22 protein-coding genes are annotated in these 16,319 nt (G+C 69.6%); 7 read left to right on the forward strand and 15 right to left on the reverse strand.

What is annotated here, in order from left to right; translation table 11 throughout:
- Positions 1–188 precede the first annotated feature (188 nt).
- Positions 189–713 carry a hypothetical protein gene (locus AB0B55_RS22835; protein WP_357173533.1) on the forward strand — a complete coding sequence of 175 codons (525 nt, stop codon included), beginning with the start codon at positions 189–191 and terminating at the stop codon, positions 711–713.
- Positions 714–867: 154 nt separating this feature from the next.
- Here AB0B55_RS22835 and AB0B55_RS22840 read toward each other — a convergent pair whose 3' ends face one another.
- The 4 genes from AB0B55_RS22840 to AB0B55_RS22855 form a co-directional block, all read right to left on the reverse strand.
- Positions 868–1,689, reverse strand: a complete 822-nt coding sequence (locus tag AB0B55_RS22840) for a hypothetical protein (RefSeq protein WP_357173535.1) — start codon at positions 1,687–1,689, stop codon at positions 868–870.
- A 187-nt stretch (positions 1,690–1,876) separates the two neighbouring features.
- Complete coding sequence (locus AB0B55_RS22845) at positions 1,877–2,443, reverse strand: hypothetical protein (RefSeq protein ID WP_357173538.1); 567 nt, start codon at positions 2,441–2,443, stop codon at positions 1,877–1,879.
- A gap of 5 nt (positions 2,444–2,448) precedes the next feature.
- Positions 2,449–3,102, reverse strand: coding sequence for a hypothetical protein (locus AB0B55_RS22850; protein WP_357173541.1), 654 nt, complete (start codon positions 3,100–3,102; stop codon positions 2,449–2,451).
- 131 nt (positions 3,103–3,233) lie between these two features.
- On the reverse strand, positions 3,234–3,659 hold the full coding sequence (locus AB0B55_RS22855; RefSeq protein ID WP_357132314.1) for a hypothetical protein: 426 nt from the start codon (positions 3,657–3,659) through the stop codon (positions 3,234–3,236).
- 70 nt (positions 3,660–3,729) lie between these two features.
- Between AB0B55_RS22855 and AB0B55_RS22860 the strand changes: the two genes are divergently transcribed.
- The gene (locus AB0B55_RS22860; protein WP_357173543.1) at positions 3,730–3,867 is read left to right on the forward strand and encodes a DUF397 domain-containing protein; all 138 of its coding nucleotides are present in this window, start codon (positions 3,730–3,732) and stop codon (positions 3,865–3,867) included.
- A gap of 10 nt (positions 3,868–3,877) precedes the next feature.
- Here the strand turns inward: AB0B55_RS22860 and AB0B55_RS22865 are convergent, their stop codons facing one another.
- From AB0B55_RS22865 to AB0B55_RS22890, 6 genes are all read right to left on the reverse strand, one after another.
- Complete coding sequence (locus AB0B55_RS22865; RefSeq protein WP_357173546.1) at positions 3,878–4,330, reverse strand: SUKH-3 domain-containing protein; 453 nt, start codon at positions 4,328–4,330, stop codon at positions 3,878–3,880.
- Complete coding sequence (locus tag AB0B55_RS22870; RefSeq protein WP_357173549.1) at positions 4,330–4,848, reverse strand: hypothetical protein; 519 nt, start codon at positions 4,846–4,848, stop codon at positions 4,330–4,332. The genes AB0B55_RS22865 and AB0B55_RS22870 overlap by 1 nt, the downstream gene beginning before the upstream one ends.
- On the reverse strand, positions 4,841–5,335 hold the full coding sequence (locus AB0B55_RS22875) for a hypothetical protein (RefSeq protein WP_357173552.1): 495 nt from the start codon (positions 5,333–5,335) through the stop codon (positions 4,841–4,843). The genes AB0B55_RS22870 and AB0B55_RS22875 overlap by 8 nt, the downstream gene beginning before the upstream one ends.
- A gap of 3 nt (positions 5,336–5,338) precedes the next feature.
- Positions 5,339–5,605, reverse strand: coding sequence for a hypothetical protein (locus tag AB0B55_RS22880; RefSeq protein WP_357173555.1), 267 nt, complete (start codon positions 5,603–5,605; stop codon positions 5,339–5,341).
- Between the two features lie 58 nt (positions 5,606–5,663).
- Positions 5,664–6,083, reverse strand: coding sequence for a YbaB/EbfC family nucleoid-associated protein (locus tag AB0B55_RS22885; protein WP_357173558.1), 420 nt, complete (start codon positions 6,081–6,083; stop codon positions 5,664–5,666).
- Between the two features lie 119 nt (positions 6,084–6,202).
- On the reverse strand, positions 6,203–6,559 hold the full coding sequence (locus AB0B55_RS22890) for a hypothetical protein (protein ID WP_357173561.1): 357 nt from the start codon (positions 6,557–6,559) through the stop codon (positions 6,203–6,205).
- A gap of 174 nt (positions 6,560–6,733) precedes the next feature.
- Between AB0B55_RS22890 and AB0B55_RS22895 the strand changes: the two genes are divergently transcribed.
- The 3 genes from AB0B55_RS22895 (at position 6,734) to AB0B55_RS22905 (ending at position 9,836) form a co-directional block, all read left to right on the forward strand.
- Positions 6,734–7,711: a DUF6461 domain-containing protein gene (locus AB0B55_RS22895; protein ID WP_357173564.1), complete on the forward strand. Its 978-nt coding sequence runs from the start codon at positions 6,734–6,736 to the stop codon at positions 7,709–7,711.
- Positions 7,712–7,953: 242 nt separating this feature from the next.
- Entirely contained in the window at positions 7,954–8,328 is a 375-nt protein-coding gene (locus tag AB0B55_RS22900; RefSeq protein WP_357132338.1) for a YciI family protein, read from the forward strand.
- Between the two features lie 299 nt (positions 8,329–8,627).
- A complete protein-coding gene (locus AB0B55_RS22905; RefSeq protein WP_357173567.1) occupies positions 8,628–9,836 on the forward strand; it encodes a serine hydrolase domain-containing protein in 1,209 nt (402 codons plus the stop codon).
- Positions 9,837–9,872: 36 nt separating this feature from the next.
- On the opposite strand, the gene AB0B55_RS22910 is transcribed toward AB0B55_RS22905, so the two are convergent.
- Both AB0B55_RS22910 and AB0B55_RS22915 read right to left on the reverse strand, forming a co-directional pair.
- Entirely contained in the window at positions 9,873–10,322 is a 450-nt protein-coding gene (locus AB0B55_RS22910; RefSeq protein ID WP_357173569.1) for a hypothetical protein, read from the reverse strand.
- Between the two features lie 99 nt (positions 10,323–10,421).
- A complete protein-coding gene (locus tag AB0B55_RS22915) occupies positions 10,422–10,961 on the reverse strand; it encodes a helix-turn-helix domain-containing protein (RefSeq protein ID WP_357173572.1) in 540 nt (179 codons plus the stop codon).
- Between the two features lie 83 nt (positions 10,962–11,044).
- On the opposite strand from AB0B55_RS22915, the gene AB0B55_RS22920 reads away from it, so the two are divergent.
- Positions 11,045–11,935: an NmrA/HSCARG family protein gene (locus AB0B55_RS22920; RefSeq protein ID WP_357173575.1), complete on the forward strand. Its 891-nt coding sequence runs from the start codon at positions 11,045–11,047 to the stop codon at positions 11,933–11,935.
- A gap of 4 nt (positions 11,936–11,939) precedes the next feature.
- Here the strand turns inward: AB0B55_RS22920 and AB0B55_RS22925 are convergent, their stop codons facing one another.
- Both AB0B55_RS22925 and AB0B55_RS22930 read right to left on the reverse strand, forming a co-directional pair.
- Positions 11,940–13,124 (reverse strand): FAD-dependent oxidoreductase, encoded by a 1,185-nt coding sequence (locus AB0B55_RS22925; RefSeq protein ID WP_357173578.1) that lies wholly within the window; start codon positions 13,122–13,124, stop codon positions 11,940–11,942.
- Positions 13,125–13,206: 82 nt separating this feature from the next.
- Positions 13,207–14,154, reverse strand: coding sequence for an RNA polymerase sigma-70 factor (locus AB0B55_RS22930; RefSeq protein ID WP_357132353.1), 948 nt, complete (start codon positions 14,152–14,154; stop codon positions 13,207–13,209).
- 129 nt (positions 14,155–14,283) lie between these two features.
- Here AB0B55_RS22930 and AB0B55_RS22935 point away from each other — a divergent pair, with 129 nt between their 5' ends.
- Positions 14,284–14,847: a Uma2 family endonuclease gene (locus AB0B55_RS22935; RefSeq protein ID WP_357173581.1), complete on the forward strand. Its 564-nt coding sequence runs from the start codon at positions 14,284–14,286 to the stop codon at positions 14,845–14,847.
- 9 nt (positions 14,848–14,856) lie between these two features.
- Here AB0B55_RS22935 and AB0B55_RS22940 read toward each other — a convergent pair whose 3' ends face one another.
- Entirely contained in the window at positions 14,857–16,059 is a 1,203-nt protein-coding gene (locus tag AB0B55_RS22940; protein WP_357132359.1) for a hypothetical protein, read from the reverse strand.
- Positions 16,060–16,319: the final 260 nt, after the last annotated feature.

Consider the following 16,319-nt stretch of genomic DNA (forward strand, 5'->3'; position numbering starts at 1 on the left):
CGACAGCCGACGGAGGGCAGCCATCGACGGCTTTGTCTAGTCTCACCTGATGCTTGACGGTTGGTCTGGACAGCCAGCCCTCCGTCGATACTGTTGGTCGCCATCGACCCCCTGATGGCTGCCGAAGGCCGCACACCGGTCGACCCTGCGGATTCGGCCGGTGTGCTCAGGCGATGCGGAGGTGCTTGATGGTGGTTCGCCGGCGCTGGCTGTTCTGGGGTGCGGCCGTGGTGGTGCTGGCTGGTTGCAGCTCGGAGGTGAACGACCCGCATGAGGGTGCACTGCCCAAGGGGGAAAGCTTGGGGGAGATGCGCCAGCAAGCGGGTGAGGCCCTGGCCCGCTATGAGCAGGCGGTTATCAACGCTGATGGTGCAGCCACCGTCACCGTGACGCCGCCGCCATGGAACTCCCCACCCGGCATCTCCATCGAATCAGCCACCAGTGCCAGGGCCAGCACCCGGTTGACTGTCACCTTCACTGGCACTCGGGAGCCGGCAACCAGACCGTGCGGTGCCGACTACCACGCTGAGGCGGTCGAGTCTGCCAACGCCGTCGTCGTCATCGTTATCGCCCAGCCTCACGCCGCCAACGAGGTATGCACGCTTGTCGGCTACCGACGAACTGCCAATCTGAACTTGGCTCAGCCTCTGGGTCAACGGGTAGTCCTCGAAGCGAGGCAAGGGCAGCGAGTTCCCCTGACCACTGCCGAGTGAGCACCGCAAGGCGGGTCGCGCCGGCACGGCCCCGGCCTCATGGCGGAGATGGCTCCAAGGCCCGCAGTGTGGCCGCAGGAGCAGGCGACCGTTTCTGATGGGGAGACGAGGCTCTGGCCGAGGGCGCCGCCTGTTCGCTCGATCGCGTCCGTGGTCAGGAGGTCGTCGCGACGTGGCCCCGAGGGGCTGCTTCCCAACGCACGCCGGGCGGAACGAGGCCGAACCAGGCTCCGATGGCGGCCATCGAGGCGACGAGGTACGCCGCCCACCACCCGAGCAGCGCCCACATACCGTGGCCGACGAGGTCGGCCAGGCCGAGCGCGAGGAACACGAGAAAAAGGTAGGCCAGACGGCCGTACGAGAGGCTCCCGCTCTTCGGCAACTCATGGGCCTTGCGGAACGGAATGAGGCTGACCCCGTAGGGACGACGGAGCAGCGTGAAACTCGCGGGCCAGAGCCGCCCGTACCCGGCCACGTCGACCACGCTGACGCCGGGCCCGTGCCGGATCGTAGCCGGACGCGACCTGGTCAGCTCGCGCAACCACGGTTCCCAGACGACACGTTGGTGTAGGACGACGCCCCTGCCCCGGCCGCCCACCGTCAGCCACACGGAGTATCCCTTGGGGCTGGTGTCGGACCCGCCGGCGGCGTTTACGGCGTGCGCCGCAGCGGTGACCCGCCCCGCGCTTCCCGGCTGCCCTCCCTGCGCCAGATGCGCGGTCACCAGGACCCGCCTCGCGGGAGCACGAGCGGCACCCCACCACTGAATTAGGCGGACGAGCCAGGACAGCACCAGAAAGGCTCCCGGAGCCAGCGCCACCCGGATGACGCCCGCTTCGTGCCCGACCCGCGGGTCGCTACTCAGCCGGTACCCCAGCGCGATGAGGGCGACCAACGCCACGACGCTGCCGATCACGAACATCGGCGCGCGAGCACGCCGATTCGCCGAGCTAGCTGTACTTCCGCTGCTGGCCATGGCGTCCGTCCTGCCTGTTCGCCCTCAGACCTAGCCACGACGCTAGCAACGCCGAGCAAGGCTCACATCGAGCGTCCGTTCCAGATCTCCACCGGTGCAGTGCGATGCAGTGCGGTCGCGGACGGGCCCTGAGCCGATCGCGTCGAGCCGATGATGAGCGGGCGGTTCGCAAGGATGCCGGTCCAGATCAATCCTGGATTGGATCGGCCGGCGTGAGTACGACGCGTCGGGTGTGATCCAGGTGGCGCGTGATCGTGTACCTGCCGGTGGCGCCAACCATCGGGGCCTCGCCGGTCCATTCCAGGGCTGATGAGCAGTCTTCGAACCGCACCACGTACTCCCTGTCCGAGGTGAAGACGTGGGTGACGGTGGCGGTGACCGCAGAGCCGATCGGGAAGCGCATCTTGAGGACCAGCCACTCCTCGTTGCTCGGGCTGGCGGGGAGGTAGGTCCGGGAGCGGAACGACGCGTCGAGTGGGAAGAGACGCACCTGGCCTGGCCGGTGCTGGAGAACCTCGAACGTCATCACTGCGCCGACCGAAGGCCACTCGGCCGGGTCATGAGGCAGGACGAGGACGTCAACGAAGCCCTCCAGCTCCTGGCCCAGGTCCACGAGCAGCCCGATCGCTCCGGGCCTCGGTACACGGACGACCTGGCCCGTGACGTGTTTACCCACGGGCAAGCGACGTCGGGCCACATCGAGCTCATCCCGCTCTGCCACGGGCGACAGCCTCCTCAGACGCCTCGGATCCATGCCTCCTACAGCCACTCCATGCCGATGTTGCCGGAGTAGACGCGCGCAACCCGATAGTCGGGACGTCCGAACAGCTCCGCTTCGCCGTTGTAGATCGCGATCAGAGAGCCTGCCCCATGCCACCAGGTGTCGACAATGCCGGCCGTCTCTGGCACGGGTCGCATATCGGAGAGGTCAAGGTCGGCAACCGCGTCGCCAGAAACCCTGGTAACCGTCTCTGCGATCTGCTCTGCCGACTGGGCGAGTGCCAGTGACTCGACCCAGCCTTCGATGCGGACGTGCAGAGGCACCCAACTGTCCATGGCGATGCCGAAGCTTCCGTCAGGTCCGATCAGGAAGGAGTACGGCAACGCCGTTCGTTGCGGTCCTGCCTCGAACCACCAGTCCGGCTCGGGGAGGTCGTTCTCCCACTCCGGTGTGTCGGCACGCAGCATTCGCGGCCCTCCGTCGTAGCTGAACGACGGAGGTAGGGCGAGTCCGCCCCAGCGAGCCTGATAGCTCTCCGCCCGGTCGACGACTTCCGACGGAATGCCGTTGGCCTCCCACTGCCCGCGCCAGTCACTGACAGAGGGCACGTCGAGCCAAACTCCATGGACCGCCACGAAGCGGCGAGCCCGGACACTCAGGTTGGACGGTGCGTCACGGACGTGTCGCGTCACGCGGGCAGCTTATTCGATCTTCCGTGCGCCGCTGGCTTGGCAGCGAACGCCTCGGATCCATGCTTGCGGCAGGCGGTGGTTTCTGCGAGCGGCCAGGCTAGGGCAGCAAGACCTCAAGGCTCTGCCCCTCCCTACTCCAGGGACGGGGGATCCACGTACTCGCCGAACGGCTCGACCGATCCGTCCCAGCCGAGCCAACCCTGCTGGGTCATCCGTCCGTCGGCGTAGGTGTAGGACCAGTGGGCACCGTCCTCACCGTCGAAGTGGACGACGCCGGAGCGAACGAACGGCGCGATCGCGACGTAGAAGGCGATGGCCTGGTGCGACCACTTGGGGTCGCCCGCGTCGTCGTGATCGAACTCGATCCAGTCCCCGTCGCGGGTGATCGAGGCCCTGGCCTCGCTCGCTATGTCGACGATCCGGTCACTCACGTCAGTCATGTCGGGCTCGTACCAACGACTCTGTTCGGCCATGGCTGCCTTGGCGGCGGCCGTTGCGGCGGCGTCGTCCGACTCCGGTAGGTGCAGACGACCGGAAGGCCACACGGAATATCCCACGGCGGGCAGTCTACGGTCGTCGATGTTCCGTACACCGACCCGAACAGCGCGCCAGCGCCGGGTCAGTCCGATGGCGGCGGCCAAGCGGGCCACGTCGGCTGTTGCCGGGGTCGACGTTCGCGATTCCACGGCACCGGATGCTGGGATGTTGAGCTTCGCGCCGGCCGCCTGGGCGGCGCTCATCAGCAGCGCCAAGCAGCCTCGCTGACTGCGGCCCGTTACCGCCCGGCCGGGGCCTCTTCGCCCTCGAGCAGTCGGCCCAGGCCGGTCAGGCCGGGGCCGATCCTCTTGATCTGGTCGTTGAAGAGCAGATAGATCGTGCCGTCCTCGTCCATGGCCAGGCTGGCGTGCCCGTCGTGTTCCTCGCCGAGCGGGTAGAGCAGACCGGCCGTGGATCCGGAGAGGCTGTCGAACCAGACCTTCTGACCGAGGCACAACAGTGGGTCGAGCCGTACACCGATGCGGGCCGAGTCCCGACCGGGACCGCTCACCGGCACGACCAGTCCACCGAACTCGGTGAGGAAGGCTCGCGCGGGAGCGTGCATGGCAAAGCCCTCCGGGGCAAGCGCCGACTCCCACTCGCCGACGTCCATCCGGCGGCGTGGTGACCAACCCGCCATCCTGAGGGCTTGCGCCGCACGGTCCGGCAGTGCGCGGTCGTCTCCCCGCATCACAGCACCTCTCTCAGGTCGAACTCGTTGCGCAACGACTTACAACTGTTGCAGCACGGGTTGTGCGCGCCGTGTCCGGGGTTACCCGGAGCGCGAATCCGTGCGGCCCCAATCGCGCCACCGCGCGGGTCGATGCCCCGGTCCAGCAGCTTTGACAACGACTGCGGTAACGCGCAGTTGCCGTGCCACGGCGCGCGAAGGTTCTGCGGCACCCGGTCGAGCGCACCGGCCACCTCGCGGTTGTGCGGATAGATCCGGTCGGGGCCGTCGCTCACCGAGACGGCGGTGTGCCGCCCATCAGCCGTGGTCACGGCCTCGGCGGTGCCATTGACCCGTCCGTTGCGCTGCTGGCGGTCGGCCTCCTGACGGGCACGGTACGAGGCCTGCCGCGCGGGAGAAGCGTTTCTGGTAGGCCGTGCGTCCGGATTTCCGCGGCGTCGCCGCTTGACCTTCTTGAGGTCCCTGACCCATTCCCGGGCGAACTTGGCGGCGATCTTGCCGGTGCGGTTCCTAACCATCGGCCAACCGCCAGAGGGCTTCCTGCATCAGGTTGCCGACGATGGTGCGGGTCAGCGTCTGGAACACCGGAATCTCCAGCAGCGAGGCGCCGAACGTCGGGCCAGCGGTGGCGATTGCCTGCGCGATCTGGATCGCCAGCAGGACCAGTTGCACAATGACCGCGATCTTCAGGGCCAGTACGATCGCGGCAGCGATCATGAGTCCGGCACCGCCGACCAGCGCGCCGGTGCTGTTGCTCTGAAGGCTGTCGACCGGGCTCTCCTGTTGGCCCCACCAGGCACGGAATGCCTCGATATCGGCACCCTCGTTGCCGCTCAGCGCGGCTTTGGCGGCCGTCTCCGCCTGCTGAATGAACTCGGCCACGTCACTGCTGAATTCGCACCAGGCCTGGCCGAGCTCAAAGAGCTTCTGCTCGTCAGAAGCTGGCCAGGTGTAGCCCAGGATGTCGAGCAGGCTGCGCAGCTCGCCCGGAATCTGCAGACCCACCCGTCAGCCTTCCATTCGTTTGAGCAGCACGCGAAACAGGTCGCCGGTGTCGGCCTCGTTGGCTTCGTGGGCACGAGCCATCCCGGTCAGGTCGTCGCCAGCGAAACCGACCTCATCGAGCGCCTCGAGCAGTGACTCGAAGACGTACGCCGCCGCTTCGTCGTATGCCACGCCGAGCAGTGACCCGGTCTCGTCGTCGCCGAACGCGGGACCGATCGATGCCAGTCGGGCCTGGAAGGCGGTCAGCTTGTCGGCGAAACCGTCCGCCAACGACCGCATGGTGGTGCCGGCAGCCGAGATGCCCTCCGGGTCGATCTGCACGGCGCCGTCACCCGCCTCGGCGGCCCAGCCGGTCCTGCGCGTCGGCGAGCCCGTCGAGGAACGTGGTGAACTGCCGGGCGGCATCCCGCTGAATCTCGGTCAACTGCCGCCCGAGGTCACTCAGGTCAACCTGTTCCGTGGTGGACGTCGTCGCCTGCTGCAGGTCTGCCATGGCGTCGTTGACGGCGGTGAGGATGTGCTCGGTCAGGGTCGTGAGGTCGAGCCGCCGGAGGCCTGGGTCGACCTCCAGTGCGGTCAGCCGGCCCGGCGGCGCAGCGGTGGCCCGCACCATCCCGTCCGCCGCCTCGCCGTGACCCTCAGGCTGGGGCACGTCCGCCCCGTCCGCCCCGCCGGACTGCTGTGCGGACAGCGCACGCAGCGTGTCGGTGAGCACTTTGTGGATCCCGTTGGGGTTCGTCGATGTCACCTCAGCCCCCCGGATCTGCGTTCAGTGCTGCCCACGAGATTTTAGAAGACAACGCCGTCGCCCGCCGTCCCCCGGGGGCGTGCGCCGGCGACGGCGAGGGCCTCGGATCACTGTGGACATCAGAAGTACCGGATGGACCAGTCGAACATGCGTACCGGCAGGAGTACGAGGACGACGGTCGCGGCGACGGCGAGCAGCACGCGCACGGTGCGAAGACCTCGCCACCACGGGATGATCCATAGCAGCAGCCACATGGTGCCCGCGATCGCCACATGTACGCCGATCACTCTGAGGCTGGTTTCCTCGCAACTGTTGTCGGCGATTGCCTCTTTGCACAGCGTCGGCGGGCCGTTGCTGTCTCCGATGTTTCCCAACACTCCGACTATGCCAGCCAGCACCGGTGCCGCCACGAGGGTGAACAGTGGCGTCACCAACCATCCGGCAAGATCGCGGCGCCGGTCCATAAGCCGCCCCATCAGCGAGACGATACAACCGGATCGACACACACCACGCCCCGTCGCCGCGGCGGACGATTGATCGACTCGGCCTCCGGGAAATCGGGGTATCAGGACGCCGTTTTCGGACCGACTTCCAGGAACCCGAGTGGATCACGCAGTCCTAGGCGTCGATGAACGTCGTACCGTGTTCCGATGGTCTCGGACGCGGTGCGGTACTACGACGACTTCCTCACCGAGCGGGACTGGCTCGCCGAGGGGTTGAGCTGGGCTGTGGTGCAGCCGACGAGTGCCGAGGCCACCGTCGACGGGATCATCAAGCGGCTGCGGGCCAGGCGTGTCGAGCCGGGTGACGACCAGTCGGGCGAGCTTGCCGACCTGGCCCAGATCGGCCCGAACGTGCTGGTGTTCCAGGACAATGGCTGCGCGTTGAGCCGGCCCGAGGTGCTGCGCTGGCTCAGCGACGGCACGCGGGTGCACACCGTCGAGTGGACCGTGAACGGCAACGGCGGCCTCACGTACGCGGTGTACGGCCGGGTGCTCGCCTGGATGGACCTGAACGACCCGGAGCGGCGGCACGGCGACGACCCGTCCGCGTTCGCCGACGACCTGGACGACGTACGCGCCGCGCGCGGAACCGGGTACGTGCGGTCGGCGGCGATGGCGTTCGTCGAACGGCGGACCGGGGTGCGGCTGCCGGCCGAGTGGATGAGCGACGAGGGGGTCGACCCGCAGGCCGGGCCGTGGGTGACGGTGCGGCTGCCGCACATCCCGGCCGACCCGAGGCCGCCGTCGAACTTCGGTCACTACGAGCCCGACCTGGACGCTCGGCTGCGGTCCGCGCCGGATGAGGTACGGCGGGCGGCGGTGGCGCACGCCGTACGGGCGGTGACCATGCGGCTCCGGTTCAGCGACGACGAGCTGGCGAGGCAGGCGGTCGACGCCGTCGAGCGGGGGCTGACCGTGGACGAGGAGACCCGGTGGAGGATCGTCCGCCTCACGGCGCAGGGCGGTGATGTCCGGGCCGGCGCCGATGCCGTGCATGCCCTGCACGCGGCGCTGGGCGCGGGAATGGCCGGCGTCGACGCGCTGGGCGCCGCGCGGCACGCGCTCGGCGAGGAGTGGCCGGCGGTGCGCCAGGACCTGTACCGCCTCGTGCGGGAGACCGGCTGACGGGGTCGGATCGACGCCAAGATCTGCACAACATCCCCGATGTTGCTGCCTCAGCCGCGCCGGAGACAGCAACATCCCCGAAGTTGCTGTCACACCACACCACACCACGAACACCACGCCACGAACAGCAGATCGGCGGGCGGCGGGACTTTTTCCGGCCTGGCGTCGAATCGAGGGCTGCTCGTTCGTGGTACGGGTGGAGGCGGTCGGCGAAGGCCGCCCGGGAGACGAGGAGTTCTGAGATGGCGCGGTACCTGATCTCGTTCAACGACGGCGCGATGGACCACATCCCCGCCGAGGAGTTGCCCGAGGTGGGCAAGGCGGCGCACGCCGTGCTCCAGGAGGCCGTCGACGCGGGCGTCTGGGTGTTCGGCGGCGGCCTTCAACGGCAGCGGGCCAACATCGTGGCCACGGACGGGTCGGTCACCGACGGCCTCTACCCGGAGACCAAGGAGGTCATCGGCGGGTTCGTGGTCGTCGACGTGACCACCCGCGAGGAGGCGCTCGGATGGGCTGCCAAGTTCGCCGCCGGCTGCCGCTGCGCCCAGGAGGTCCGGGAGATCATGGCCGACCCCGAGATGGAGGAGATGCTCCGCCGCGCCGACCGTCGAGGGTGACCTTCATCGGGAAGATCCTGGTGGTCTGCGTCTCGCACCACGACGGCACGACATGGAGGTGCTCGTCCCGCCCCTGAAGCGGGTGGTTCTAGGTGTGCTGAAGTGCGGTATGCCTCAGAGGTATGAACATTCCACTGAGGTATACCGCTCACCACCGCCGGTGTGGTTGGTCGAGCAGACCCGGCCGGCCGGGTAGCGCAGGCTGTACCAGCAGGAGGGCAGCTGCGGGGATCGTCCCCGGATCGGAATTCTTGAACCCTTGATGGCGTCAAGCGTTTCCGAGACTCCAGGGAGCAGTCATGCCGCCGCACGCCGTTACGTCCACGCGCCGCCCAGCCCTGCGGGCGGTCGCCGCGACACTGGCCGCCGCCACCATCCTGACCGGGTCCGCCGCGTTCGCCGCCACTGACAGTGGTCGCCCGGCCGGGCCACCCGATGCCGTGCAGCGGCAACTGGACGGCCTGGTCAGCGAGAGTGGCTTCCCCGGCGTCCTCGCCTCCGTACGGGGGGCCGACGGCCGGGTCCGCGACTACACCGCCGGGGTCGGCGACCTCCAGACGCGTCGCCCGGTTCCCCGGGACGGCCAGGTCCGCATCGGCAGCAACACGAAGACCTTCACCGCGGTGGTCGTCCTGCAGTTGGTGGGGGAGGGGCGCATCGACCTGGATGCCACGGTCGAGCACTACCTGCCCGGAGTCGTGCGAGGTCACGGCAACGACGGCAGCGCGATCACCGTACGTCAGCTGTTGCAGCAGACGAGCGGCCTGGCGGACTACGACGACGTGCTCTTCACCAAGGCGCAGGACCTCATCGACAAGAGCCACTCGTACTACCAGCCGAGGCGGCTGGTGGATGCCGCGCTGACGAACGCGCCGCACTTCGCGTCCGGCGCGAGGTGGGAGTACAGCAACACGAACTACGTCCTCGCCGGGCTCATCGTCGAGCAGGTCACCGAGCGTCCCATCGGCGAGGAGATCACCAACCGGATCATCAGGCCGCTCGGCCTGCGCGACACCTACTGGCCGGGAGTGGGGGAGCAGTCTCTTCGGGGTACGCACCCGCACGGCTACGTCGCAGTGGGCCCCGGCGCACCGTGGGTGGACGTCACCGACATGGACCCGTCGCTGGGCTGGGCCGCCGGCCAACTGGTCTCCACCCCGGACGAGCTGCGGACCTTCTTCCAGGCGCTCGTCGACGGCCGGCTGCTCAAGCCCGCGCAGCAGAAGGCGATGATGACCACCGTGCCCGCGCCCGGCTTCGAGCCGACCGGCGAGTACGCGTACGGGCTCGGCATCGCCAGCCACGAGTTGCCCTGCGGCGTCGAAGCCTGGGGTCACGGCGGGGACATCCAGGGGTTCGAGACCCGCAACCTGGTCACCCGCGACGGCCGCGGCGCCGTGGTCGCCGTGACCGGCCTGCCGACCGGTGAGCAGATGCTCGCCGAGGTGAACGAGAGCGTCGAGACGGCGCTGTGCGGCACCGACCACCGAGCATCGTCGGCCCGGTGACATCGCACGCGGACCTGCGCGGCTACCTTCCGGCCGCTACGGCGAGCCGACGCCGTAGGAAGGCGGCTCCCAGCGGGTACCGGTAATCCCGGCCGCCTGTTCGTGCGCGCGGTTGAGGATCGACTCCGCCTCCCGCCGCGCGGCGGTCACGATGCTCTCCGCCTCGAGTCGCGCGACGGCGCGGTGGTCCTCGGCCTGCTTCTCGGCGAGGTCGAGGATCTGCTCCACCCGGGTGCCCAGGCCGCTGAGGGTCGGCGTCTCCCGCTTGCGCCGTCGCGGAGCGGCGGCGGCCTGGTCGTCCTCCCCCCGGTCGGCCAGGCCGTCCTCGACGAGGTGGGACTCGCCGGTGCCGATCAGGGAGAGCGCGACTCCGATCGCGGCGACCGCGACACCGGACCAGACGGCGGCCGGCCCGAGGGCCGGACCGACCGCGCCGCCGACGCCGAGCCCGACGAGGACGGCTGCGGTCCTGGCTGGCTTGCGCACGGGTCCTCCAACGACGGTACAGGCGCGGGCATCGGGTTCCAGCATGACGATCGAGTCAAGCTCGCCGGCCCCGAACACTCCATCGTGGAGCGAGGTCGGTCACCGTGCGGGGGGCTGGATTCCCGCCAGGGAGAGGGCCAGGAGTCGTTCCGCCTTCGTGGCGTCGGCCGGCTGGGCGGCGAGTGAGATGGCGTTGGCGAGGGTCATCACGTCCGCCATGACGACATCCGCGCGTACGGTTCCCTGCTCGACGGCCCGACGCAACAGCTTCTCGCCCGCCGCGCAGAGCGTCGCGCCGCAGGTCTCGTTCTCCTCAGGTGGCGCGTTCAGCAGTGTCACCGCGAGCCCACGGGTCGTCGTGGCGTACACGGTGACCTCCCGCAACCAGGTGGTGAAGGCGGCGAGAGCGTCCGGCTCGGCCAGCAGGTCCTCGGCGCGACCGGCGAGGTTCTGCACGCAGGTCCGGAAGACGGCCTGGAGCAGGGACCACCGGGACGGGAAGCGCCGGTGCAGGGTCGCCGAGCCGACCCCGGCGGAGCGGGCGATCTCCTCCAGCGAGGCGTACGCGCCATCGCGGGCGATCGCCTCGGCGGCCGCCTTCACGATGAGGTCGTAGTTGCGTTGTGCGTCGGCTCTCATGGCCCGCCCTTGCCAAAGTGGGGTGGTCCCCCATATCGTAGCCGGCGACAAGTGGGGGGACGCCCCACTTATTTGGAGGCATCATGGCTGTCCTCGTCATCGGCGCGACCGGCAAGCAGGGAGGGGCTACCGCCCGAGCACTGCTCGACCGTGGCGTCGTGGTCCGTGCCCTGGTCCGCGACGTCGCCACCGACAGCGCACAGGCTCTGGCCGCGCGCGGCGCCGAACTGGTCAAGGGCGACCTGGACGATCCCGCGTCGCTGCTCGCCGCGGCCCAGGGGATGGACGGCCTCTTCTCGATCCCGTTTCCCGACGTGGCGAACCTGCAGGGCGACGCCGAGCTGACTCGCGGTCGGAACGTCGTCGAGGCCGCCCGCCGGGCCGGCGTGGCACACGTCGTACACAGCAGCGTGTCCGGCGCGGGCGACTTCCACCGCAGCCAGCCCGGCTGGGCCGAGGGCCGCTGGGACCGGCACTACTGGGAGAGCAAGGCGGCGATCGACGAGATGGTCCGCACCGGTGGCTTCGCGCACTGGACCGTCCTGGCGCCCTCGACGTTCATGGAGAACCTGGTCGGCTGGTCGTACCTCTTCGGCGACTGGTCCAGCGGCACGATCATCACCGGCTTCGCGGCGGACGCCCAGCTCCCCTGGGTCGCCGTCGACGACATCGGAGAGGCCGCGGCGATCGCGTTCACGGACCCGGGACGGCTCGACGGCCTGGACGTCGAACTCGCCGGCGACCTGCTCACCATGACCGAGGTGGCCGCGATCCTCAGCGAGGTCACCGGCCGGACGATCTCCGCGCCCGTGCTCACTCCGCGGGAAGCCGTCGAACGCGGACTGCTTCCCGCCATGGTCAATTCGGTCGAGCGGATCAACGAGAATGGCAGTCCCGCCCGTCCCGAGATCACCCGGGCGCTCGGCCTGCCCACGACCGACTTCCGGACGTGGGCACGCCGCACATTCTCCTGAGGGGTCACATCGAGGCGGTGGCCCGCGTCCGGGTCGCGACGACCCGGCGGCGGCGCACCGGGTACGGGATCGGGTGGGAGATCCCCCAGGCGGCGCCCTTGCAGACGACCTCCTTGTAGCGGGCCGCCAGCCGCCCGGTCAGCTGGGACGGCTTGGCCCGGTCGTCGGCGGTCACGTACTGAATGATGCCGTCGCGGCGGCCGAGACTGATGCACTGGTTGAAGTAGCGCAGCGGGGCATTCGGCATCTTCGTCCGGCCGGTCAGGCGCGCGGCGATGGCGTCGGCCGCCTGCCAGGCCATCGGAGTTCCCGAGGCGCAGGACATCCGTAGCGGCTTGCCGCCCGGCCCGGCGGCGAGTCCGGCGTCGCCGACCGCGTACACGTCCGGGTGCGAGACGGACCGCATGGTGTCGTCGACGATGATCTGCCCGGTGGCCGCGACGGTCAGACCGGTGGCGGCGGCGATGGGGTGGACGGCGAAGCCGGCCGTCCACACGGTCACCGTGGCCGGGATCGTGCCACCGTCGGCGTTGACCACGCCGGCCGGCTCGACCCGAACGACGTCGGTGTGCTCGTGCACCGAGATGCCGAGCCGGTTCGTGACGCCCCGCAGGTGCTGTCGCGCCCTGCCGTTCAGCCAGTCACCGAGACCGCCGCGGACGGCGATCGCGACGTCGAGGTCGGGCCGGGCCTCGGCGATTTCGGTGACGGCCTCGAGGCCGGTGAGACCCCCGCCGACCACGAGCACCTGCTGCCCGGCGGCGAGGTGGGCGAGACGGTCCCGCAGCCGCAGCGCCGACGGTCGGCCCGCGAGGTCGTACGCGTGCTCGGCGACGCCGGGAACGCCGTGGTCGGCCGAGGCGCTGCCGAGGGCGTAGACGAGCGTGTCGTACGCGATCTCGTCGTTGCCGTGCGCGTCGGTGAGCGCGACGGTGCGGCGGTCGACGTCGACGGCGGTGACCCGGGCGACGCGGACCCGCACGCCGGTGCCCGCGTACACCCGGCTCAGCTCGCGGCGCGTGAGGTCCTGGCCGGCGGCGAGCTGGTGCATGCGGACCCGCTCGACGAAGTCGGCCTCGGCGTTGACAACGGTGATCTCGATGTCGTCGGGGTGCAACCGGCGGGCGAGGCGGCCGGCGGCGGTCGCTCCGGCGTAGCCGGCTCCGAGGACGACGATGCGGTGCTTCATGGCGGCGCTCCTGTCTCGGCGATGGTCGCTACCTGAACCGGGCAGCGACGCCGTTGCTGACAGGAGGCGGCTATGACCTGGGTCACCAGACGTGCAGGAGCGGCTCCGAGTGTGCGGTGACGGACCACTGGCGGGTGACGCGTTCGAGCTTGTCGGGGTTGACCTGGACGCGGATCGCCGCGACTCCCTCGGGGGTCATCTCCAGGGACATGACACCGACGACCTGCTCGCCGGTCACGACGACGACCGCGGGCCCGCCGTTGACGACCTCGGCGTAGAGGGCGGGGCTGCTGCCGCCCACCAGGTTCCGTTTCACGTCGCTGGGCCGGAAGAGGCCGCGCAGGAACTTCGCCACCGCCAGCGCGCCGACGACCGGCGTGGTGCGGGCCGGGATCTTGCCGCCGCCGTCACCGACGCTCGTCACGTCCCCGGTCAACAACTCCACCAGCCGCTGGATCTGGCCGCTGTTGGCCGCCGTGAGGAACTCGCTGACGATCTGCCGGGCGGCGGCGTCGTCCACCTCGCCGCGCGCCCGGCCGGCGGCGACGTGCTGCTTGGCACGCCGGTAGATCTGCTGGCAGTTCGACTCGGTGAGGTCGAGGATCTCGGCGATCTCGCTGTGCGGGTAGCCGAAGGCCTCGCGCAGCACGTACACCGCGCGCTCGTTGGGCGACAGCCGCTCCATGAGGGTGAGCACCGCCATCGAGACCGATTCGCGCTGCTCGACGGTGTCGACCGGCCCGAGCATCCGGTCCCCGGCGAGGACGGGCTCGGGCAGCCAGGTGCCCACGTAGGTCTCGCGCCGGGCGCGCGCCGAGGTGAGCTGGTTGAGGCACAGGTTGGTGAGTACCCTCGTCAGCCAGGCCTCGGGCGTCTCGACGCGCTCCCGGTCGGTGGCCTGCCAGCGCAGGAACGTGTCCTGGACCGCGTCCTCGGCGTCGCTGGCCGAGCCCAGCAGTCGATAGGCGATCGCCTCCAGGCGGGGCCGGGAGCGCTCGAACACCTCGATCTCGTCGGAACGCAGTGGCATGGCTCGACAGTAACCGCGCCTGTCGCGCGGCTCGGCGAGCCGGTTGCGCGGTGATTCGGCGCGCTCGGTAGGCGCAAACCGGGACGTCAGCGGCCGCAGATCCCACTACTGGCCATTAGGATGTGGGCCATGAGCGCCGAGGCCGTAGGCATGTACATGCCCGCCGTCGTGACGCTCGACGACGTCGCGGCGATGAACTCCGCCGATCCGAATGGCCACCGCTACGAGACCAGCCCCGAGGGGGTCCTGTCGGTCATGCCGCCGCCCGATTCGGAGCACGCCACGATCGCGAGTCGGCTCTTCGCCTGGCTGATTATGGCTGGTTGGCCCGCCGAGCAGGTGCTTCAAGCCGTCGGTGTGCGGATCTCCGGCCCGGGTGGTGACGGTGGCCGAATTCCCGATCTCAGCGTCTGGCGCAAGCCGCCGGGCCGCAGTGTCTGGGCGTCGGTGACCGAAATCGCGCTTGTAGTGGAGATCGTCTCGCCGGGTTCGGAGGCGATGGACTCGGTGACCAAGGTCCGTGAGTACGCGTCGGCCGGCATCTCGCAGTACTGGGTCGTGGACCGCGACGGGGCGCAGACGGTCACCCTCTACCGGCTGGGTGGAAACGGGTCGTACGAGGAGCACGCGAAGATGCCGTTGGCGTGGCTGCTCCAGTCGGTCCCCGCCGACCACCTCGACCAGAGCCTCTGACACACGTCCCTACTGGTCGACGAGCGCCGTCAGGGCCGCGCGTTGTGGCCAGGCCTCGTCGGTCATGCAGTCGGTGAGGCAGGAGAGACCGAAGGCAAGCGGCCACGAGGCGCTGTGCCGATTCTCGGCGGGCAGCAGCGCGAGAGGGTCGTCGGGATCCCACTGTGCGGTGGTCGGAACGGGTACGGCGAGCACCTCACCCACGTACGGCCGTTCCGTCCAGAGGACGGCCCGCCGCAGCACCTCGTCGGCAGTGACCTTGAGCAGGGTGACCGTGCAGAACTCCGGCACGCCGCCCCGACTGATCCACCGCCCGAAGCCGAGGACCACGCTCTCGGCTATCTCGTGTGGTTCGAGGTGGCACTCCTCGCGCAGTTCGCGCAGCGCGCCAGCGACGATGACCTCCTGAAGGCTGGGCGCGGTAACCGTCGCCGCCGCGTCCCCGGGCTCCAACGAACCCGATCCGGAGGGTGCGATGAGCCCGGGGCTGCCCACGTTGTCCCGGGTCTGTGCGACGAGCAGCAGCCGTCCGTCGAGGGTGAACGCCAGGGTGGAGATGCCCACCACGTTTGCCAGCCGACTGTCGGCGAACCGTCGCAGCCGGTCCCGGTGGTCGAGGATCAGGTCACGGCCACGCATCGGTCGGGTGTCCCGACCTGCCTCGTAGACGTCGTACGGCGCGAGCAGGTTGCTGCAGAAGAAGTCGAAGTAGTGCGCCGGCCGCAGCGTGACGACCGGGTCGTCGGCACCGGTCGGCAGGTCGTCGGCGAGGCCCAACACCGCTCCGTTGTACATGGCGGCCGTCCGGGCGTGCCGGGCCAGGAAGTCGAACGACCAGCGCCGCAGGTCCCGGCCGAGGACGTAGCTCGTCGGCGAGACGGCGCAGCGGATGCGCTGGCCCCGCAGCCGGGAACTCTCGTCGGTGGGGATGATGCCGGTGCTGTGGGCACTGGTGAGGACCCGCCTCGGGTACCGGACCTGTTCGACGATGTCCCGATAGTCGTCGCCGTCGCGGGGATGGAAGCGGAACTGTCGAGTCCGTCGACGGTTGGCGAGGATCTCCAGGGTCGAGACCAGGAGACCCGCCGTGGCCGCCGCGACGCTGAGCGCCAGCGGTGGGCTCTGGGTGGCGGTCGCCGCGCTCAGGATCGCCAGGCCAACGCCGGCGGCGGTCAGGCGGTACCGCCACAGGCCCTGCCGCCAGATGCTCATCGTCGTGCTGACTCTTCTCGCCGTCCTGAGCACTCGGCACCTTTTCGGTCGCACCTGACGGAGACGACCGCATGGTATCCGCAGTAGAAACCACCACATTTACGCCGATTTGCCGTCCAAGTTTACGAATGTGTCAGCGCTCGCGGCGTGCGCCGCGCCGCGGTGGCCAGCGGCGGCGCAGGTGAGCAATCCGTCCGTCGAGGACAGATGTCGCTAACCGGACAAGACGGTAAAGCCCCTGGTAGAGGACCCTTAAGGCA

Origin of the sequence: Micromonospora sp. NPDC049107 (assembly GCF_040648595.1) — a bacterium.
In the GTDB taxonomy this organism is placed as follows: Bacteria; Actinomycetota; Actinomycetes; order Mycobacteriales; family Micromonosporaceae; genus Micromonospora.

What these genes read in the sequence shown, in the direction of transcription:
- AB0B55_RS22865 (WP_357173546.1), bottom strand. Translation starts at nt 4,330, where the DNA reads ATGCGGGGAGACGACCGCGCACTGCCGGACCGTGCGGCGCAAGCCCTC.
- AB0B55_RS22915 (WP_357173572.1), bottom strand. Translation starts at nt 10,961, where the DNA reads ATGAGAGCCGACGCACAACGCAACTACGACCTCATCGTGAAGGCGGCC.
- AB0B55_RS22920 (WP_357173575.1), top strand. Translation starts at nt 11,045, where the DNA reads ATGGCTGTCCTCGTCATCGGCGCGACCGGCAAGCAGGGAGGGGCTACC.
- AB0B55_RS22845 (WP_357173538.1), bottom strand. Translation starts at nt 2,443, where the DNA reads ATGGATCCGAGGCGTCTGAGGAGGCTGTCGCCCGTGGCAGAGCGGGAT.
- AB0B55_RS22900 (WP_357132338.1), top strand. Translation starts at nt 7,954, where the DNA reads ATGGCGCGGTACCTGATCTCGTTCAACGACGGCGCGATGGACCACATC.
- AB0B55_RS22840 (WP_357173535.1), bottom strand. Translation starts at nt 1,689, where the DNA reads ATGGCCAGCAGCGGAAGTACAGCTAGCTCGGCGAATCGGCGTGCTCGC.
- AB0B55_RS22860 (WP_357173543.1), top strand. Translation starts at nt 3,730, where the DNA reads ATGGCGGCGGCCAAGCGGGCCACGTCGGCTGTTGCCGGGGTCGACGTT.
- AB0B55_RS22940 (WP_357132359.1), bottom strand. Translation starts at nt 16,059, where the DNA reads ATGAGCATCTGGCGGCAGGGCCTGTGGCGGTACCGCCTGACCGCCGCC.
- AB0B55_RS22890 (WP_357173561.1), bottom strand. Translation starts at nt 6,559, where the DNA reads ATGGGGCGGCTTATGGACCGGCGCCGCGATCTTGCCGGATGGTTGGTG.
- AB0B55_RS22925 (WP_357173578.1), bottom strand. Translation starts at nt 13,124, where the DNA reads ATGAAGCACCGCATCGTCGTCCTCGGAGCCGGCTACGCCGGAGCGACC.
- AB0B55_RS22895 (WP_357173564.1), top strand. Translation starts at nt 6,734, where the DNA reads ATGGTCTCGGACGCGGTGCGGTACTACGACGACTTCCTCACCGAGCGG.
- AB0B55_RS22905 (WP_357173567.1), top strand. Translation starts at nt 8,628, where the DNA reads ATGCCGCCGCACGCCGTTACGTCCACGCGCCGCCCAGCCCTGCGGGCG.
- AB0B55_RS22835 (WP_357173533.1), top strand. Translation starts at nt 189, where the DNA reads ATGGTGGTTCGCCGGCGCTGGCTGTTCTGGGGTGCGGCCGTGGTGGTG.
- AB0B55_RS22935 (WP_357173581.1), top strand. Translation starts at nt 14,284, where the DNA reads ATGAGCGCCGAGGCCGTAGGCATGTACATGCCCGCCGTCGTGACGCTC.
- AB0B55_RS22930 (WP_357132353.1), bottom strand. Translation starts at nt 14,154, where the DNA reads ATGCCACTGCGTTCCGACGAGATCGAGGTGTTCGAGCGCTCCCGGCCC.
- AB0B55_RS22870 (WP_357173549.1), bottom strand. Translation starts at nt 4,848, where the DNA reads ATGGTTAGGAACCGCACCGGCAAGATCGCCGCCAAGTTCGCCCGGGAA.